Genomic DNA, 19,489 nt, shown 5'->3' with positions numbered 1-19,489 from the left:
TACGAAACCTGTGAAAAATTGCAAACTACTATTAAATAATCATCCTTATCGTACGCTATCCTTGTGAATGAAATTATACTTTGATTAGAATTATTAGAATCAATCCAATCGAATCCATCACTAGTGTGATCATTTTGCCATAAAGCTTTTTCACCTTTATAAAATTCATTTAACGCTTTAGTATATTGCTGAAGCTTTTTATGCATAGGATACTCTAAAAGAAGCCAATCCAAACCTTTATTCGGATCCCATTCAATAAACTGACCAAACTCACCTCCCATAAATAATATTTTTTTACCTGGGTGCGCCATCATATACCCATAAAAAAGCCTTAAACTAGAAAACTTATAATCATAATCAAATGGCATTTTACTTAATAGTGACTTTTTACAATGAACAACTTCATCGTGAGATAAAGGCAATATATAATTTTCAGAAAAAGCATACATTAATGAGAATGTTATTAACTCATGTTGAGCTTTCTTTTCATTACTATTTAGTTGCATATATTTTAGCATGTCATTCATCCAGCCCATATTCCACTTATAGTTAAATCCAAGACCGCCAACACTCGTAGGTGAACTTACTCCCCTCCATGATGTAGATTCCTCTGCAATCATTAGTACATTTGGATAATTTCTAAATATAATCTCATTTAGCTCTTTTAGAAATGATACAGCTTCTAAATTTATATTAGTCCCCTTATTATTTTTAAGATTCATACCATGCCTTGTCCCATAATCTAGATACAACATGTTAGAAACAGCATCTACTCTCAGTCCATCAATATGATATAATTCAAACCAAAACATTGCGTTTGAAATAAGGAACTCACGAACTTCGCCTTTTCCCAAATCAAAGTTTGCAGTACCCCAGTCATAATTTTCACCAAGCTCTGGATTATCATATTGAAATAAATCCGTTCCATCAAATTTATAAAGACCATGTTCATCCGTGCAAAAGTGTCCTGGAACCCAATCCAATATAATTCCTATATTGTTTTGATGAAATTTGTTTACAAACCACATAAAATCTTTTGGACTTCCAAATCTGCTAGTCAAAGAGAAATAACCTGTAATTTGGTACCCCCAAGAATCATCTAATGGATGTTCCATAACTGGTAACAACTCAATATGAGTATATCCCATGTATAATACATAGCTAAGAAGCTTGTCTGCAATTTCCCTATACGAATAAAATTTATTATTATCATCACGAGCCCAAGAACCAAGATGCAATTCATATATGTTGAGAGGCATATCATAAGGCTTTCTTTTTTTCCTTTGTAGCATCCAGTTCTTATCATCCCACAGATATCCTTTTAAATCCGTTACAATTGATGCGGTATTAGGTCTTACCTCGGAAAAATATCCATAGGGGTCAGCCTTAAAAAGTGATTTTCCCTTACTTGTTATTATTTTATATTTATATAAATCACCATCTTTAATATTTTTTATAAAAATATTAAAGAAACCTGATTTTTGTATGTTTTTCATGGAATGATAAAACCCATCCCAATTATTAAAATCTCCTACCACCATAACTTCTTTTGCACTTGGTGCCCATACTGAAAATTCAGCCCCCTTTTCCCCATCTTTTGTTATAAGTTTACATCCCATAAATTTGTAACTATCAAATTCATTTTTATGTAATAAGAAAGCTTCTACGTTATTCATGACTACCTCTCTCCCTCAAAACCTAAACAAATTATAATTTATATTAATATGCTTTAATTCATATAATAGTAAGCAAATCAATAAAACATAAATGTCCTGATGTTAAATTCTTAAACAAACAAAATTTTACTTAATTTGTTTTTATTTGTTTTAAATGTTTTTAATAACATATTTACTACATATTCTAAATTATACCATATATTATAGTAAAGCTGTGGTAAAAACTGTATTTTATTTTAATAAATAATTAATAAATTAATTATTTTTATTTCCATAAGTATGAAATCGTTTAATTGATATGGTTACTTTTATTATTTAAGCACATTTAAATAGCTAACAAAATCATTAATTGTCATTTATTTAAACATGCTTTTTATTCATTTACTATATATTTTTACTATATATGTTTAATATAACATTAATCGTTAGAAATATCCATACCATAAAATATTTCTTTCATTTCTTTTTCAAGTTTTGCAACAATATTTACTTTTTCATCCTCATTTAAATCTTCTTGTTTAATCTCAAATAAATAATTATCAAGTTCAAAATCATTTAATATCATTTTTGTATGAAATATATTAGATTGATATATATTCATATCCATTAATGTATATCTAGCTATTGTTTCTTTAGCAATATAATTTTGTATAGAATTAATTTCATGATCTATAAAATGTTTTTTGCCATCCATATCGCGGGTAAAACCACGAACTTTATAGTCAATAGTGATAATATCTGAATCAAAGCTATCTATTAAATAATTTAGAGCTTTTAATGGTGATATTTCACCACAAGTGGCTACATCTATATCCACTCTAAAGGTACTTATATCATTTTGTGGATGGCTTTCCGGATAAGTATGCACCGTTACATGACTTTTATCTAAATGTCCTACAATATTCTCCCGTATTGGCGTTAGAATACCTCTATTACAAGAAGGATCTACCACATATAATGGAATTTCTTCCTCTGAAATGAGTAATGTCACACTTGCTCCTTGAGGATCATAATCCTGCTTTGCAATGTTTAGAACACTAGCGCCTATCATTTTCGTAACATCAGTGAGAATTTTTGTTAACCTCTCAGCATTATATTGTTCATCGATATATTCTATATATTTTTTTCTATCCTCAATTGTTTTTGTATAACAAACATCATAAATATTAAAACTTAATGATTTTGTTAAATTGTTAAATCCATAAAGTTTAATTTTATTTTTATCATTTTTAGCCAATTTAATTCCCCATTTCTCTTAGACTTTTATAAAAAGTTCTATAACTTATTACTTGATTATAAAGCTACAAATTTGTTATCCCTACCCATTCTATATAATAAATTACTTGAAGTATATACTTTTAAACATTATAATCATTTATAATAGTAACATATATATTTTTTTTCTGTTTATTATTACTATTCCTAGTAAAACATGAATATGAATATATTCATGTGTAATAATTATAATTTTACACATTTGTACATCATTAGAATCGGAGGTATTAATACAATGAAAAAACTAAAAGTCGGATTATTAGGTGGAACTGGATTCGTTGGTCAACGTCTTGTTACACTACTTGAAAATCACCCTTATTTTGAAATAGCTGTTATTGCTGCTAGTGAGAACTCTGTGGGTAAAACTTATTATGACGCAGTAAATAAAAGATGGAAATTGGATGTCCCAATGCCTGAAAACGTCAAAAACATAGTAATAAAAAACATAAACGAAGTGGATGTTATAAGCAGTGAGGTAGATTTCGTATTTTGCGCTGTTAATATGCCTGCAAATGAGATACGTGAAATTGAGGAGAAATATGCAAAAGCTGAAACTCCTGTAGTTTCAAATAACTCTGCACATAGAAGTACTCCAGATGTTCCAATGGTTATTCCTGAGATAAATTCAGACCATTTCAAATTAATTGATGCACAACGAAGGAGACTGGGAACTAAAAGAGGTTTTATTGCAGTAAAACCCAACTGCTCAATTCAAAGTTATGTTCCTGCTATAAGTGCTCTTCTAGAATATAAGCCTACAAAAATATTAGTTTGCACATATCAAGCTATATCTGGATCTGGTAAGATTTTCTCAGACTGGCCAGAAATACTTGATAATGTTATTCCATATATAGGTGGAGAAGAAGAAAAGAGTGAGCAAGAACCACTTAAAATTTGGGGCCATATAGAAAATGATAAAGTAGTTAATGCAAAGGACCCTATAATTTCAACTCAATGTATACGTGTCCCTGTTGCTGATGGTCACTTAGCTGCAGTGTTTGTTTCCTTTGAAAATAAACCATCAAAAGAAACTATTTTAGAAAAATGGGCAACTTACAAAGGAAAACCACAAGATTTGAAGCTTCCAACTGCTCCTGATCATTTCTTAACATACTTTGAAGAAAATGATAGACCTCAAACAAGACTCGACAGGAATATTGAAAAAGGTATGGGAATATCACTTGGTAGACTACGCGAGGACAAAATATTTGATTATAAATTTGTTTGTTTATCTCACAACACTCTACGCGGTGCAGCGGGTGGCGCAGTATTATCTGCTGAGCTTCTAATGAATGAAGGGTACCTAACTTCAAAATAAAAAAGTGTAGTCCTATGAACTTCCTCCTGCGTTACTCCAATAAGAGTTTGAAACATGAAATACCATTAAGAAATTCTAATCTTTTGCGAATATAAAATTCTCTATCGTTCACATTCGGCTTGCAGCCGGTTCACTAGCCTGGCCTTCTGCCAGACTTACGAGAATTTTCTATTAGCGAAAGAAGAATTTCTAAATGGGATTTCAATTGTTTCTGCACTTCTTATTGGAGTCACTTTCGGAGGAAGTTCATTTTGTTATGTATTCTATATTCAAAAGAAGGGGCTCTTCGTTCCTTTGGAACGAAATTGTATTGTAGGAAATCATGACTGGTTAACGCTGCCTTTCACCCCAAACATGAGAAAGAGCCCTATTTAGGCTCTTTCTTTATTAGTTTATTCTTTATTTTGTTTTTTATTTCAGGATTGCTATAAATTTCAGCTCCTGCTTCTATATCATTATTCCCAAGAGCGTCCATTTTCAATTTAGTTGCAGTTAATTTACTACTCATTTAACACTCCCCTTTCTATACTATACTTTTCAATAATAACTATTTCATACATGGAATCATAATTATATTTTTATATGTATCATTTATTAATCAATTTGCTCATATTTTGTAGCAAAACTCCATTTATTCAAAAAAATCAGTTTTACTCAAAGGTTCCAGCATTTTAAGCACTATATCAATATGTTTGACTTCATATACACATATAGATTATTCTTCTTTTATATTTTACAATCTTTAATGGAATCCCATAGCGCTTTATAATATTTATCTGTATGATATACTTATTATAAAAGTTGATTTTAAATTCACAGAAACTACAGATTAAATATGGAGGTACTTATGGGCTCTAAAACAAACATATTCTGTCATTAATGGTATTTTCTTTATGCATAAATATTTTTCAATTTACCAATAATAGATTTCAATTAAAACAAAAACAACAGAATAATGAAATGTATTTTAATATGTATCTTGACGGTATAGATAATATTATTGAAAACTTAAAGACTTCAAAATATGATAGAGTGGTTGATGTAAGTTTATTATCATATGATTTAGGCTGCGTATGTAGTTTTTATCCACTTACATCTTATTATGAGAAAAATGATGATTTATTAGCATCATTAACAATGTTAAAAGATGTTTTAACTAATAATTCAAATTTAAATAAATTATTAGATACAAAGGACTTAACTATATTAATACCAACCCTAAAAAAACTGGAATCCAATCCTTTGGATAAAAAAGCGGCGGACGAATTATATAACACTAAGATAATTCTAATAATCTTATGAATATATATTGATTTGAAAATTGGTATAGATTTACTTGTCTATACATAACTTATCTTTAGTAAGTTTTAGTCTTTTATCATAAACATATGGCAACAAAGTTTTCGTCCTGCTCCAGTTTTGAAAATTTTGTTATAAGTATTTTGTATAGTCTCTTTATCATTATTATTTTCATATAAATTTACAAGAAAATCAGCCTCTACTAAAATCTGATAATCAATCCCATCAATATTTGAATAAGTATGGTGATGAGCTACTAGATAACTCACTCTCTCAATTACCTCCTTATTAAATTCAAGTCTGTTTAATAATTTCTCTGCATAACTAGGTCCTTCCTGTTCCTGAAGCTTACCATTACATTTCCCATATTTTTTCATAGAAACTTTAATCCCTATGTCATGAACAATGGCTGCCACCTCTAAGATCTCCATAACATTAGATGTAATTTCTTCCATGTCTCCAATTAGCTTAGCAAACTCATGTACCTTTATAAAATGTTGAATTAATTCTGGCGCACCTTCATCAAAATCAAACATTTCTATAATTAAATTATTTATCTTATTCAAATTAAACCTCCTTAAAACAATAAGACCTTATTATAATTATATATGTTAAATAACATTACTTTATATATTCAGTAACTAAATCAGTAAAAAGAATACCTTCTAAATGGTCTATTTCATGACAAAAACATTTCGCTAAATTTCCTGTACCAGTCAATATAATCTCATTACCATTTTCATCCAATGCTTGTACCGTAATCTTTGCAGGTCTTTTTAACTTTCCAAATGTATTTGGAATGCTTAAACATCCCTCTGTAACTTCTTGAATTCCTTCATGCTCAATTATCCTTGGATTAACTAGTTTTATAAGTCCTTGACCCATATCTATTACAACTAATCGTTTTAATATACCTACCTGTGGGGCTGCTAACCCTCCACCATTTTCTGTATTATACATAGTTTCTGCCATATCATTTAGTATCTGTCTTATTTTATTATCTACCACTTTAACTATTTTGCTCTTTTTTCTTAATATTTCATCATCGAAAAGTCTAATTTGTCTTAATGCCATTTAAACTACACCCCTACTTTGTTGTGCTCTTGATTTTCTTACACTTTCTTTAAACAGAAAAATTTCCTCTATAGGACTATGAAATGTCTTACAAATATCATAGGCTAACCATATAGACGGCTCAAATTTTTCTGTTTCAATGGAATTAATTGCTTGTCTGGATACACCTACAAGTTTTCCTAATTGTTCTTGTGTTAATCCGAGCGATTCACGAAATTCTTTTATCCTATTTTTCATTAATTAACGCCTCCGCAATGTTAAACATTATATTATGAATATAGCATTATTTTATTTTCACAATTGAGTTTATTATTTTTTTATATGCCATCACTCTTACATTCATTATGATACTACATAATATGACTTCTCTGGAAGTGACTCCAAATAAGAAGAGCAGAAACAATTGAAATTCCATTTAAAATTCTTCTTTTGCAAATATAAAATTCTTGTAAGAATTCCAGCAAGGAAGTCTAGCGAACCGGCTGCAAGCAGAATGTGAGTGAAAAAGAATTTCATATTTGCAAGAGATTAGAATTTCTTAAAGGAATTTCATGTTTCAATCTCTTATTTGGATTCACACATGAGAAAGTCATAGAGATACACTCATTTAACATTGTTTTTGTAGCCGTTTTTCTATAAAAAATTGCTTTATATATTTGTTTTTCATTATCTGTTAAAGAACCATATTTAATTGCTGCTGAGCTATTACAAATAGATGGTATAAAACGCGTTAATCCAATTTTAGCGGCAAATGCAGACAAGTTTAAAACAACTTTATTTGGCATTTGAAAGTTCTCATATGCAGCTGGAACAGCTGGGTCTAATCCTACAATAGCTGTAATCTCATCTGGATACTTTTTTGCCCAATAGAGTGCCTCTATACCAGATATGGAATGAGGAACTAATACATATGGTGCTTTTTCTCCAGCTAAAATTAAAGCTTTTCTTGTTTCTTCTAGTACTGTATCTATATCTCTTAAAATATCAACAGTTTCGCTAAATCCATATCCTGCTTTCTCAACAACTGCAATACGATAATTATCACTTAGCCTTGAATATAAACTTCTAAAATCCAAGGTTGGAGAACAAGTTCCTCCTCCTGCCATAAATACTAAAGTGACTTCTCCTTTACCTTCAGTATAAACATGCATCTGATGTTTATTTACTGTAACCATTTTGCCTAATGGTCTAAATAAATTAGACTCTTGTTTTAACTTGATTTTGTTAATAATAAAAATAATTAAAATAATTATTAACAAGATTCCAATAATTATAATTATACCTATACCTACTTTTTTTAAAACATTCCCCATTATTCCTCTCCTATATTTCTATGGTTAAACAACTTATTTTTCTAATTCCTTTTGTATAACTAGATCGATCATTTTACTACCTGCTTCATTTGGATGAAGATTATCTTGTGTATAAATAGATAAATTACTTTTATCTATTCCACTTAAAGTAAATAAGTCTATTACTTTTATAGAATTTTTAGAACATACATCTTTTATAGCCTGTACATATTGTTCTAATTTTATTCCTTTACTATTGGGAGAGGGATATATTGGTTGATCTCCAAACTTACCTCTCTTTATTGGTGTCATAAAAACAAGTTCAACCCTTGGATTTGCAATTCTTATTTTATTAATTACTTTCTGTATATTTCCATAAAAAGTATCAATATTCCCATCATCATTAATTGTACCTAATTCTTTTCCATTTCTATAATCATTGGTTCCACCAAATACTGTAACCAAATCAACTTCAGCTAGTTTCTTAGACGTTACTCTGTCAGCCATTGTACCTAATTGTTGAGCAATAATACCATCATTAACATAACTTTTCAATTTCAAATCTTCTTTTAAGTATTTTGGGTATATGTCTTGTGCTGTAATGCTATCACCAATGGCATACCATATTTTATTTTTATATTTTATAGATTTTTGTGGAAGAATTTTATCTTCCTTCATTTGTTTTTGATTAGTTATATGTACTATTTTACCATTTGCTTTTGCTTTATACATACCAATTCCTAACACAAATATAACAATTACCATTAAAGATATAAAGATCACTTTAAAATTAAACCCACCTTTGAAATGTTTACCATATCCCATAATACTACCGCCCCTTACACATATTGCTTTTTCCCAGTCACAATGAATATGGGATTATTAGCCATCAACATATAACTCTTCCCTTTTGTCTTACTTACTTGGATTTGTACACATTCAACTTTATAATTTAAGCTCTTTAAAGCTTCCATAGCCTTGTATACATTATTTATAGTTATAAAATTTAAAACAATGTTTTTGCCTTTTTTAAGTTTATCTCCATATTTTTCAATAATTTCAGCTATATTCCCACCACTTCCACCAACAAATATAGCATCAAATTCTCCTTTTATATTTGCCTCTGTCTCCATAGCCTCTGACTTTATTATCTGAAGATTACTCGCCTTAAACTTTACTTTATTTTGTTTTAAAACTTCTAATGCCTCATTATCTTTTTCTATAGCTATAACTTCACCCTTTTCACATATCAAAGCTATCTGAATACTTACGGATCCCGTTCCAGCACCTATATCTATTACCCTATAATTTTCTTCAAGCTCTAGCTTTACTACACTTAATATTCTTACTTCTTCCTTAGTCATTGGGCAATTGCCTCGTATAAATTCGTCATCCTTAATAAACTTCATATTTAGCACCTCCTAATTTATTCCCTACAATATATATTTCTATTATACAACAGAAATATATATTTCAGAAATGTTCATTTAATTTATAAGAAACTTATTTTTCACTTTATTTTCTCAGATAATTTTTCACCACAGTTTCTACAAAAATTATTAGTTACATTGTTCATTTCACCGCAGTTTAAGCAACGAATACTATCTTTAAGCTCATTTTTTTGATGTAGCTTTTTTATTTTCTTCTTTCCATTTATCATTTTTTTATTAACCGAATCTACCACCCTATTTTTACAACTAATGACACTCTCTGATCTAAAAAAATATTTCAATGCTACAAATGAAATGTATCCTGTAACTACTGTATCAATTAATACACTAGGTAAATTATCTATAGGATATGATAACATTATTATCATTACTAATTTCGAAATTGTAACAAGTGAGAAGGATATAGCAATAGCATTATACTTTTTCTTTGCAAAACATAAGATGCCTATAACTAGTAACAATGTAATATTACCCTCTATTAACCCCTTAACCATGAATAAAGGATACATAATTGATATAAAGCATACAAAGTATAAAATATATTCAGCAAATGGCATGATATATTTTAAGTCTTTAATAGAATATAATGCTCCCTCAAGATTCACTGATACTTCATCCAATGTTATCCCAGTTGCTTTTTCCATAACAGCTGAATTTTCTATGTCAATTTTATTTTTTACTTTTGACAAAAGACCACTACTTTGTTTTATAGATGAATCTTTTATTGATGAAACAATTGGAGCATTATTTTGTGAGTTACCTCCATTTGCATTAATGATTTTCCTATTTGTTGTAAATTGCACTAACATTCCAAATATAGCAAACAAAATACCTATACTTATACTAATTGCAAAACTGTTTATTCCTAATACTCTAGCTAAACTTATTCCGGCAATTAATCCACCTGATATACTTGTGGAAATAATTATTATTGTTTTTACAAAAAAAACATTTAATACTCCTAAAACCAATGCCATAATAATTCCTACAGTAATAGTCCGTGTAAATATATATCCTATTAAGAATCCCATAAAACCACAAACTATAAAAATACCTACTTTATACAATTTAAATGCTATAAATGCACCTAACAAAGCAGATAGTATGCCAATAATCATTGTCATCCCTACGTTGTCCGAAATAGCATTACTGACTACTCCACCCATTATTCCAAATATAAAAAATCCACAAACAGCAACCCAAACCTTAAATAATCTATACCCGAGGAAACATTGTAGAGACGTAAATAGCAATGTAACAATTGCGACAACTTTCATACATTCGATAGCAAAGCCACTCATTCCAGTAGGATCTACTAACATAGAATTAAGTGTACCTAAAACAGATAAAAATCCAGATGTTTGCATAAAAACACTCCTTTCACAATAATTTTCCATATGATATGTATGGTTATTTTTTTATAACACAATTTATTTTCTCTTTATAAAGTATTCAACTCACTATACATATATTTATATAATACTACTTTTTCTTTTTTTTACATAATTTACATAATCGTTAATGACCTATATTTATTAAAAAAAGTGCTCAAGTGATTAATTTCAAATCACTTGAGCACTTTTTTTATTAATTTCTTATAATTCAAAACTCTTAAATGCCTCTAAGAATGCTTCAATATCCTTCTGCGTATGTTTAGTGTTTAAGAATATTGCTTCAAATTGGGAAGGTGCAATGTTTATTCCACTTTTTATCATGTGCTGAAAATATCTTGCAAATAATTTTGCATCACAAGATTTAGCATCCTCAAAATTTTTCACTTCACTCTTCTTTGTAAAGAAAGCTGTAAGCATTGAACCACATCTATTGACTACCATAGGTATACCTTTTTCTTTTGCGATTTCAAGCAATCCATTTTGAAGTTTTTCTGAAAGTTTTTCCATAACCGAGTATACACCCGGGTTGTTATAAAGCTTTGTTAAGCTTGCATAACCTGCTGCCATTACAACTGGATTTCCAGACATTGTACCAGCTTGATAAACTGGTCCCATAGGTGATAACATCTCCATTATTTCTTTCTTACCACCATATGCACCACAAGGAAGTCCACCTCCCATGATTTTTGCATAAGTTATTAAATCAGGATGTATTCCATATATACTTTGAGCACCTTTGTATGCAACTCTAAATCCACTCATTACTTCGTCAAAAATAAGTAGACTCTTGTATTTATCACATATTTCTCGTAGTTCTAGTAAAAACTCTTTATCTGCTGGAATAACGCCCATATTACCTGCTACTGGTTCAATAATTACGCAGGCGATATCATCACTATATTTTTCAAACAAAACTTTTACACTTTCTATATCATTATAGTTTGCTATTAATGTGTTTACTATACTTTCTTTAGGAACGCCCGCAGAACCTGGTATTCCCTCAGTAAGTACTCCAGAACCAGCCTCAACTAAAAATCCGCCAGCATGTCCGTGATAACATCCTGCAAATTTAATCATTTTATTTCTTCCTGTATACCCACGTGCAAGTTTTACTGCACTCATAGTAGCTTCTGTACCCGAATTAACCATTCTAATCATATCAACACTGTCTACAGTTGAGCAAATGTGTTTTGCAAGTTTTAATTCTATCTCTGTAGGCGCGCCAAAGGCAATCGCCTCTGCTGCAGTGTTTTGTATAGCTTTTACTACATCCTCATCACAATGTCCAAGTATCATAGGACCCCACGCACATACAAAATCTATATATTTATTTCCATCTTCATCATAAATATAGGCACCCTTACCTTTTTTAATAACAGGAGGGGTTACTGCTACATCTTTATATGCTCTCACCGGACTGTTAACGCCACCAGGCATATACTTTTTTGATTCATTAAATATATCTAAATTTCTCATAGTAATATCCTCTTTTCTAAATATTTGACTTTAGTAAACTATAAGTTCACAACTACTCTTTAAGCCACCTACATAAATCAATTGCATAATAAGTAATTATCATATCTGCTCCTGCTCTTTTCATAGATAAATGCATTTCCATAGCTATAGCTTTCTCATCAATAAATCCCATCTTTGCAGCAGCTTTTACCATGGCAAATTCACCACTAACACTATAAGCTGCTACTGGAACATCATGTCTATCCCTAGCCCATCTCACTACATCTAAATATGATAATGCTGGTTTAACCATTATGATATCTGCGCCCTCGCAAATGTCAGCATCTATTTCTCTCATAGCTTCTCTTATATTTGCTGGATCCATTTGATAGGTTTTTCTATCTCCAAATTGAGGCGAGGAATTAGCAGCTTCTCTAAATGGGCCATAAAATGCTGAAGAATATTTTGCACTATAAGCCATTATTAATACATCTTTATATCCATTATTATCTAAGAGTTCTCTTATTGCCGCAACATGTCCATCCATCATATCAGATGGTGCTACCATATCAGCACCAGCTCGTGCATGAGATAATGCTATTTCTGCTATATATTTTAAACTCTTATCATTATCAACCTTTCTGCCGTCGAGTATTCCACAATGTCCATGGCTTGTATATTCACACATACATACATCAGTTATTATAACTAAATCTTTTGATATTGCACGTATCTCTTTAACCGCTCTTTGAATTATGCCATTTTTATCATAAGCGCCGCATCCTACTTCATCTTTATGATCTGGTAATCCAAATAAAATTACTCCTCGTACTCCAGCCTCTTCAACATCTTCGATAATCTCATGAACTCTATCAAGTGAAAAATGATAATTTCCTGGCATTGAAGATATCTCTTCTTTAATGTTTTTACCTTCTACTACAAATATAGGAAATATAAAATCTGATGGAGTTAATACTGTTTCACGTACTAAGTCCCTTATATATTTTGTTTCTCTTAACCTTCTATTTCTTTTGAACATAGTTATCCACCCCTAGTTAAATATATTTTAATGTTATCCACATTTTATGCTGTCAAATCTTCATTACATTAATAAAAGTTTACTTATAACACCGTCCATGTTAAAAACATCACATACAGTGGCTTTTATACCTACGTCCAATAATGCTTTTTCAGTTATAGGTCCTATAGCAAGTGCTTTTTTAGATTGTACAGTTTCAATACCTACCATCTTAATCATATTTTTCACAGTTGATGGCGAAGTAAATACTATTACATCTACATCCTTAATTTCATTATCAGATCTTAATTTGCCACAAACCGTTTCATAAGTGAAAATTTCCTCAACGATGCATCCCACATTTCTTAATGCTTCAACCAAATAAGGTCTTGCATCTTTTGACCTAGGTACTAACACCTTGTCGTATTCTTTGACATAACCCCTCATTTTATCAAACAAACTCTCGGCAACAAAATCATCTGCCACAATATCTGGCATTAAACCTCTGCTCTCAATGGCCTTTGCAGTAGCTGGTCCTATTGCTGCAATTTTAGCTTTAAGCTTTCTAACATCAAATTTAATATCTCTTAAGTAATCAAAAAAGTAATTAACTCCATTGACACTTGTTAATGTTATGAAATCATAACCCGTAAGTCTTCCCTTACATGTTTCTAAGTTACTCGAAGTATCTTTAAATTCAATAGAATTTATCTCAAGTACCTCTGCTCCTAAATCTATTAATTCTTCTCTTAATTCTTTTGCTTGGGCTTTTGATCTAGTTATACAGATATTCTTCCCAAATAATGGTTTCTTTTCATACCAATTAAACTTATCATTAAATTTAACTACTTCTCCAATCACAATTATACAAGGAGAAGATATTTCTGCCTCTGTTACCTTACCTAAAATATCTATTAAGGTCCCTACTACCTTCTTTTGCTTAGATGTAGTCCCTCTCATTATTACGGCGCAAGGTGTACTCCTACTTAATCCATTGAATATAAGACTTTGCGCAATTTTTTCTATATTTTTAAATCCCATCATAAATACTAAAGTTCCACCAAGGCTTGCAACTGCCTTCCAATCGATATCTAATTTTTCTGCGCTCATTGCAGTGAATACATGAAAACTTTGAGCTATTCCTCTATGAGTTATAGGTATTCCAGCATAGTTTAATACTGCAATTGGTGAAGTTATTCCCGGTATAACTTCAAATTCGATGTTTTCTTCTATAAGAGCTAAAGCTTCCTCGCCACCACGTCCAAATACAAATGGATCTCCACCCTTAATTCTTCCAACAGTATTACCTTCTTTAGCTAGAGTTATTAACATATCATTTATTTCTTCTTGAGTCTTATAATGACATCCTGGCTCTTTTCCACAATAATATATCCTACAATCTGATTTTAGGTATTTAAGTACACTAGTACTTGCAAGTCTATCATACATAACTGCTGTACATTTTGAAAGTACTCTTATTGCTTTAAGTGTTATAAGTTCTTCGTCTCCTGGTCCAACTCCCATTAAATAAACCTTTCCCATTCGAATCCACTCCTTATTTTTTTACATTCCTAATTGTTTCCAAGTATTTTTTTTGCTAAAGTTTCTCCTAGTTTTATATAATCATTTTTATCTCCTGATAATTGTTTTTTAACTATTTTTCCATTTACTCTGTATACTCCAGTCATAAACATAAGTTCATTATCAAGATAAGCGTATGCTCCTATACAATCGTGACAATCTCCATTAAGTGTCGCCATAAAACTTCTCTCAGCATCTACACATATTCTAGCATCATAAAAATCTAATTTTTTAATCATAGCTATTTGCGGATGGTTTTTAACCATTTCTATACCGAGGGCTCCTTGAGCTATTGCTGGTACTATTTCATCTATGCCAAAATAATTAGTAATTATATTTTCCATGCCTAGCCTTTTTAGACCTGCCGCTGCGAGTATTATTCCATCTAAATTTTCGTTTTTAATTTTTGCTATTCTAGTCTGTACATTACCCCTAATAGGCACAATTTTCACATCTGGTCTTAGTATTTTAAGCTGCGCACTCCGCCTTATACTACTAGTACCTATTCTTGCGCCCTCACGTAATTCATAGAAACTAATGTTGTTAAAGCCAACAAATGCATCTCTAACATCTTCCCTTACTGGGATTGCCACTATTTCGAACTCTTTTGGCACATCATAAGGAACATCTTTCATGCTATGTACAGCCATATCAACTTTTTGCTCTAGCATTTCAAACTCTATTTCCTTTACAAAAAGTCCCTTACCACCTATTTTATCCAAAGTAACATTTAAAATTCTGTCTCCCTTTGTTTCAATAAGTACCTTCTTTGAATCAATATCAAACTTTTCTTTAATCATAGCCATAATCGAATTTGCCTGTACTTGTGCAAGTTCACTTCTTCTAGTTCCTATATTAATTTTCAAAGCCTTTCCCTCCTCAAATCCTCACCCTTACTCGCTAACTTAACCATCAATTCAATCATCTCCTGCGGAGCTGCTATTAACGACTTCAGAAGTAGATTTATACCCCCACTGAAGTTTTATTTCTGCTATAGTAATTATCTTCCACTTACAGAATTGGGAGACTTTCCTTCTGAAATGTCGTTAAAGTTTTTTCGGGTTCAATTCCATAAAACATTTCTATTATAATATTCTGGACATCCTTAGTATAAAAAAAATAGAAATCCTCACTACATACAAAATTCATTATTTCTTTTTTTTGGAGTCTTCTCTTAACTATATTTCTAATACTACAAGTATAATCTATAAAATTCGAATATTCCTCAATTTTATCTTTTATAATTTTTGACATAAAAAGTGATGTTTTAGGGCTGCCACCTTTAGTATGTAATGCAAATTTCATATTACTTGTATCCCCTTGAACTGGTTTAACTACTAACCCTTGAGTGAAATCTTCACAATTTAAATATAATTTATTTTTTTCATCACAATAATTTTTAATAGATTCATTTATAATATTACTGTTTGTTGCAATAATTACTATATGATTAATATCAATATAATTCTTTATATAATCTTTTTTACATTCATCTTTTATCAATTTTACGTTATAAATATCTTGTAGCTTAGAAAACTGTTTATTAAACTCTTTTGAAACTACAGTAACATAACACCCTTCCTTTGAAAAAGTTCTACATTTTATAAAAGCAGCCTCTCCACCACCTACAATAAGTATCTTAACCTTACTAGATAAGAGTGAAATCATGGTATAATTTATTGCTGAAAAATCCTGCTTATTATGTCCTCGCATTGCTTAGACCTCCCCTTCAAATGCTCCTCCTTTAAAACCTGTATAGCTTTGTTTACAAAGGCGTTTGAAGTGCTCTTTAATAAAATTTCTGCTAATTTATCATTATCTTTCGTCTCTTTCTTATGTTTAAAAGTTGCAAGCCTCTCCTTATATATATCTTCGCCATTATGTTTTATCATTTTAATAAACGGTGATAATTCTTCTATAGTTTTCCATTCTATAAATTCCTCTATAGCTTTATCAACAATATACCTATTGTTTTTCATAGAATCCTTACGAATTTTAAAATTCGCATCATGAATATCCCTGATTTTATCTATATCATAAACTTCATATAAAGAATTTTCACTTACTATTTCCTCAATATCTCTTGGGACAGCCAAATCAAATAATAATAAATGCTTATTAGGTAATTCATTTAAGCGAACTACAGTATGAGGAGCTGTGGTACACGATATAACGCAATCTACCTTTTCGTAATTGTCTTGTATATCATTAAAAGATATTATTTTCACTCGTTTGTCATCTATATCAACTTTTTGAGCATCTCTAACCACAATGTATAGTGAATCAATTTCCCCTTCTAATATATATTTTGTAGTTAATTGTCCAACTGCACCATAACCTAAAATCATAAATTTTTTGTATCCCAAATCAATTGCTTTTTTAACCACCATTGATGATGAAGAAACTGGTATTTCACCTGTTTTAGATTTAGTTCTAAATTTTTTTCCACAAGCAATAGCATTTTCGAAAAATCTCTGAAATTCCTTTTTAGTTGCGCCAGAGTCTTTTGCAACTTCATAAGCATCCCTAACTTGACCTAATATTTGATCTTCTCCAAGTAAAATTGAATCAAATCCGCAAACTACCTCCATTAAATGTTGTATTGCTTTTTCTCCCTTATAATTAAATACGCACTTTATTAAAGTCTCATCCCAATTAAGCTCATGAAAAATTTTCTTAACAATGTCTTCATCTTTTGACTTAAAATATATTTCTGTCCGATTACAGGTGCTCAAAATAACCGCCTCATCACAAATATTAACAAGCGCTGCAAGAGCCTTTTCTTGACGTTTGGGTATAATTGAAAGTTTTTCTCTAATTTCTATTTTAACATCATGTTTTAGGCCTATAAGTTGTATCATAATATCATCTCCAAAATACTTCACTATTACTAATGTTTCTTGCCTCACATTTTATATTTATTATTTATATATATTGGCATAACTCATATATCACACATATTAATGTTATATAGAATAATGATCCATACATTAATTTTATTGTATCAATTATATGTTCCCTACCTAAATCTTTTATTTTATTCCCTATTGTTGGTTTATACATTTTCTCTCCAAAATATATATTTGTTCCACCTAATTGAACTCTCATAGCTCCTGCCACTGCACCTTCAGGGTAAGCACAATTGGGACTTTTGTGATTTTTTCTATCCCTTATCATTACTTTTATACTCTCTAAAATATCTCCCCTAACAATTGGAGCTGCAATGCAAATTAAAAAACCAGTTATTCTTGCAGGCACATAATTAAATACATCATCCGTTTTGGCTGGAAAGAATCCTATATACTTATATTTTTCATTCATATATCCAAGCATTGAATCCATAGTATTTATACCCTTATACATCATTGCTAGTGGAGCTCCCCCTAGTATTGCATATAATATGGGGGTAATAACACCATCTGCCGTATTTTCAGCTATTGTCTCCACATCTGCTCTAACTATTTCATCCACACTTAGGTTTTTAGTATCTCTCCCAACAATGTATGATAATTTAACTCTTGCGTCATCAATATCATTTTTAACCAAAGAGTCATAAACCTTAATTCCCTCCGTATGAAGACATCTTGTCGCTATTGTTGTCCAAATCAAAATGATATTAAGAATATTATATACCCAAAAGAACTTAATAGACATTTTTAAAATTACAAACGGTACTAAAAAACTAGAAAATGCTACTATAACTACAATAACTCCTCCAAATATTTTAATTTGCTTATGAGTTTTACATAACTTTCTGCCTAATTTATCTAAAGCCTTAATAAGTTTGCCTATATAAGTCACCGGATGTTTAAACCAATACGGATCTCCAATTAATAAATCCAATAAAATTGCAAAAATCAGATCCATAATATTCATTTGAAATAATATTTTCATTATAATTCCTCACTATCTTATTTTTCTTAAATACAAATTAGTTGTTAACTGTCCCCGCCTTAAAAGTCTTGTCTCTTCTTTTTATCCCTATAATCTTATAAATCATATTCATATCTATATTCTTTCTTACTATATCTGCTAGCTTGTCTATTTCTTTTTCCCTTAAACTTTCGTAAGTCCTAGATTTTTTAGGTTTTATAGATTTTTTAACCCTTAAGCCATTTATGATATACTCTCTAAATTCTGTTCCATCAAAAACCCCATGAATATAAGTGCCCATAACATTTCCATCTTCGTTAATTGCTCCATCAAAAGATGAAGTGATGTCACCATTTCTATCATATATTTCAAATAGAGGTTTCGCTTTTTCACCATAACTACATTTACCCATATGTATTTCATAACCGTAAGTCTTAACATTACTAGTTTTCATATTAATACTACGAGCCTTTACTCTTGTAGTTATTTTCTCTTCTTCAAATAATGTATCTATGTCTAAAAGCTTCATTCCCTCTACTTTATCAAGACTTCCCTCTACACCACTTGGATCACTTAAACTATTTCCCATCATCTGATATCCTCCACAGATACCTAATATTGTTCCTTTGATGCTATATTTTTTAATAACATCCATAAGTCCTGAATCCCTTATAGTAATTAAATCATCTATAGTATTTTTTGTGCCAGGAATAATAAGTAAGTCTGGGTTTCCTAATTCCTCTTTGGTTGTAATAAATCTAACTGATACATCTTCCTCTGCCT

Annotated in this window: 20 protein-coding genes and 1 pseudogene; 2 read left to right on the top strand and 19 right to left on the bottom strand. The window is 30.4% G+C overall.

The annotated features are described in order from the left end of the window. The coding region (gene glgB / locus Q0649_RS13720) for a 1,4-alpha-glucan branching protein GlgB (RefSeq protein ID WP_298842992.1) at positions 1-1,676 on the bottom strand (1,676 nt) is incomplete at its 3' end. Positions 1,677-2,094: 418 nt separating this feature from the next. Then, positions 2,095-2,913: an adenosylmethionine decarboxylase gene (gene speD, locus Q0649_RS13715; protein WP_298842989.1), complete on the bottom strand. Its 819-nt coding sequence runs from the start codon at positions 2,911-2,913 to the stop codon at positions 2,095-2,097. A 273-nt stretch (positions 2,914-3,186) separates the two neighbouring features. On the opposite strand from speD, the gene asd reads away from it, so the two are divergent. Further along, positions 3,187-4,269 (top strand): aspartate-semialdehyde dehydrogenase, encoded by a 1,083-nt coding sequence (gene asd, locus Q0649_RS13710; RefSeq protein WP_298842986.1) that lies wholly within the window; start codon positions 3,187-3,189, stop codon positions 4,267-4,269. A 367-nt stretch (positions 4,270-4,636) separates the two neighbouring features. Here the strand turns inward: asd and Q0649_RS13705 are convergent, their stop codons facing one another. Further along, positions 4,637-4,777, bottom strand: a complete 141-nt coding sequence (locus Q0649_RS13705) for a hypothetical protein (protein ID WP_298842983.1) — start codon at positions 4,775-4,777, stop codon at positions 4,637-4,639. A 452-nt stretch (positions 4,778-5,229) separates the two neighbouring features. Here Q0649_RS13705 and Q0649_RS13700 point away from each other — a divergent pair, with 452 nt between their 5' ends. Then, the gene (locus tag Q0649_RS13700) at positions 5,230-5,571 is read left to right on the top strand and encodes a hypothetical protein (RefSeq protein ID WP_298842980.1); all 342 of its coding nucleotides are present in this window, start codon (positions 5,230-5,232) and stop codon (positions 5,569-5,571) included. 65 nt (positions 5,572-5,636) lie between these two features. Here Q0649_RS13700 and Q0649_RS13695 read toward each other — a convergent pair whose 3' ends face one another. The 16 genes and pseudogenes from Q0649_RS13695 to Q0649_RS13620 form a co-directional block, all read right to left on the bottom strand. Further along, complete coding sequence (locus Q0649_RS13695) at positions 5,637-6,134, bottom strand: HD domain-containing protein (RefSeq protein WP_298842978.1); 498 nt, start codon at positions 6,132-6,134, stop codon at positions 5,637-5,639. A gap of 55 nt (positions 6,135-6,189) precedes the next feature. Next, positions 6,190-6,642 carry a peptide deformylase gene (def, locus tag Q0649_RS13690; RefSeq protein ID WP_298842975.1) on the bottom strand — a complete coding sequence of 151 codons (453 nt, stop codon included), beginning with the start codon at positions 6,640-6,642 and terminating at the stop codon, positions 6,190-6,192. Next, entirely contained in the window at positions 6,643-6,879 is a 237-nt protein-coding gene (locus Q0649_RS13685; RefSeq protein ID WP_298842972.1) for a helix-turn-helix transcriptional regulator, read from the bottom strand. A gap of 105 nt (positions 6,880-6,984) precedes the next feature. Further along, a complete protein-coding gene (locus Q0649_RS13680) occupies positions 6,985-7,158 on the bottom strand; it encodes a hypothetical protein (protein ID WP_298842970.1) in 174 nt (57 codons plus the stop codon). After that, positions 7,155-7,955, bottom strand: a complete 801-nt coding sequence (locus Q0649_RS13675; protein WP_298842969.1) for an alpha/beta fold hydrolase — start codon at positions 7,953-7,955, stop codon at positions 7,155-7,157. Before Q0649_RS13675 ends, Q0649_RS13680 begins: the two co-directional genes overlap by 4 nt. 33 nt (positions 7,956-7,988) lie before the next feature. Beyond that, positions 7,989-8,759, bottom strand: coding sequence for an SGNH/GDSL hydrolase family protein (locus Q0649_RS13670; protein WP_298842967.1), 771 nt, complete (start codon positions 8,757-8,759; stop codon positions 7,989-7,991). Between the two features lie 14 nt (positions 8,760-8,773). After that, positions 8,774-9,343, bottom strand: a complete 570-nt coding sequence (cbiT, locus tag Q0649_RS13665; RefSeq protein WP_298842964.1) for a precorrin-6Y C5,15-methyltransferase (decarboxylating) subunit CbiT — start codon at positions 9,341-9,343, stop codon at positions 8,774-8,776. A 101-nt stretch (positions 9,344-9,444) separates the two neighbouring features. Next, positions 9,445-10,752, bottom strand: coding sequence for a hypothetical protein (locus tag Q0649_RS13660; protein ID WP_298842961.1), 1,308 nt, complete (start codon positions 10,750-10,752; stop codon positions 9,445-9,447). 228 nt (positions 10,753-10,980) lie between these two features. Then, complete coding sequence (gene hemL / locus Q0649_RS13655; RefSeq protein WP_298842958.1) at positions 10,981-12,255, bottom strand: glutamate-1-semialdehyde 2,1-aminomutase; 1,275 nt, start codon at positions 12,253-12,255, stop codon at positions 10,981-10,983. 52 nt (positions 12,256-12,307) lie between these two features. Next, positions 12,308-13,273: a porphobilinogen synthase gene (gene hemB / locus Q0649_RS13650; RefSeq protein WP_298842955.1), complete on the bottom strand. Its 966-nt coding sequence runs from the start codon at positions 13,271-13,273 to the stop codon at positions 12,308-12,310. A 63-nt stretch (positions 13,274-13,336) separates the two neighbouring features. Then, entirely contained in the window at positions 13,337-14,794 is a 1,458-nt protein-coding gene (gene cobA, locus Q0649_RS13645; RefSeq protein ID WP_298842952.1) for a uroporphyrinogen-III C-methyltransferase, read from the bottom strand. Between the two features lie 29 nt (positions 14,795-14,823). Further along, entirely contained in the window at positions 14,824-15,699 is an 876-nt protein-coding gene (hemC, locus tag Q0649_RS13640) for a hydroxymethylbilane synthase (protein ID WP_298842949.1), read from the bottom strand. A gap of 145 nt (positions 15,700-15,844) precedes the next feature. Continuing rightward, positions 15,845-16,546 carry an NAD(P)-dependent oxidoreductase gene (locus tag Q0649_RS13635; RefSeq protein ID WP_298842947.1) on the bottom strand — a complete coding sequence of 234 codons (702 nt, stop codon included), beginning with the start codon at positions 16,544-16,546 and terminating at the stop codon, positions 15,845-15,847. After that, positions 16,510-17,694, bottom strand: a complete 1,185-nt coding sequence (gene hemA / locus Q0649_RS13630; RefSeq protein ID WP_298842944.1) for a glutamyl-tRNA reductase — start codon at positions 17,692-17,694, stop codon at positions 16,510-16,512. Before hemA ends, Q0649_RS13635 begins: the two co-directional genes overlap by 37 nt. A 64-nt stretch (positions 17,695-17,758) precedes the next feature. Next, positions 17,759-18,703 (bottom strand): adenosylcobinamide-phosphate synthase CbiB, encoded by a 945-nt coding sequence (gene cbiB / locus Q0649_RS13625; RefSeq protein WP_298842995.1) that lies wholly within the window; start codon positions 18,701-18,703, stop codon positions 17,759-17,761. A gap of 61 nt (positions 18,704-18,764) precedes the next feature. Then, a pseudogene (locus Q0649_RS13620) lies at positions 18,765-19,489 on the bottom strand (cobyric acid synthase CobQ); the annotation flags it as partial.

Source organism: uncultured Clostridium sp. (assembly GCF_937920395.1).
Taxonomy (GTDB): Bacteria; Bacillota; Clostridia; order Clostridiales; family Clostridiaceae; genus Clostridium_AD.
The sequence above is the reverse complement of the archived record's forward strand: the minus strand, read 5'-3'. Positions and strand labels throughout refer to the sequence as shown.

Bases quoted from the DNA above. Each gene is read 5' to 3' on its own strand.
- asd (WP_298842986.1), top strand. From the start codon at position 3,187: ATGAAAAAACTAAAAGTCGGATTATTAGGTGGAACTGGATTCGTTGGT.
- Q0649_RS13705 (WP_298842983.1), bottom strand. From the start codon at position 4,777: ATGAGTAGTAAATTAACTGCAACTAAATTGAAAATGGACGCTCTTGGG.
- Q0649_RS13700 (WP_298842980.1), top strand. From the start codon at position 5,230: ATGTATTTTAATATGTATCTTGACGGTATAGATAATATTATTGAAAAC.
- def (WP_298842975.1), bottom strand. From the start codon at position 6,642: ATGGCATTAAGACAAATTAGACTTTTCGATGATGAAATATTAAGAAAA.
- Q0649_RS13685 (WP_298842972.1), bottom strand. From the start codon at position 6,879: ATGAAAAATAGGATAAAAGAATTTCGTGAATCGCTCGGATTAACACAA.
- Q0649_RS13680 (WP_298842970.1), bottom strand. From the start codon at position 7,158: ATGAAATTCTTTTTCACTCACATTCTGCTTGCAGCCGGTTCGCTAGAC.
- Q0649_RS13675 (WP_298842969.1), bottom strand. From the start codon at position 7,955: ATGGGGAATGTTTTAAAAAAAGTAGGTATAGGTATAATTATAATTATT.
- Q0649_RS13670 (WP_298842967.1), bottom strand. From the start codon at position 8,759: ATGGGATATGGTAAACATTTCAAAGGTGGGTTTAATTTTAAAGTGATC.
- cbiT (WP_298842964.1), bottom strand. From the start codon at position 9,343: ATGAAGTTTATTAAGGATGACGAATTTATACGAGGCAATTGCCCAATG.
- Q0649_RS13660 (WP_298842961.1), bottom strand. From the start codon at position 10,752: ATGCAAACATCTGGATTTTTATCTGTTTTAGGTACACTTAATTCTATG.
- hemL (WP_298842958.1), bottom strand. From the start codon at position 12,255: ATGAGAAATTTAGATATATTTAATGAATCAAAAAAGTATATGCCTGGT.
- hemB (WP_298842955.1), bottom strand. From the start codon at position 13,273: ATGTTCAAAAGAAATAGAAGGTTAAGAGAAACAAAATATATAAGGGAC.
- cobA (WP_298842952.1), bottom strand. From the start codon at position 14,794: ATGGGAAAGGTTTATTTAATGGGAGTTGGACCAGGAGACGAAGAACTT.
- Q0649_RS13635 (WP_298842947.1), bottom strand. From the start codon at position 16,546: ATGCGAGGACATAATAAGCAGGATTTTTCAGCAATAAATTATACCATG.
- hemA (WP_298842944.1), bottom strand. From the start codon at position 17,694: ATGATACAACTTATAGGCCTAAAACATGATGTTAAAATAGAAATTAGA.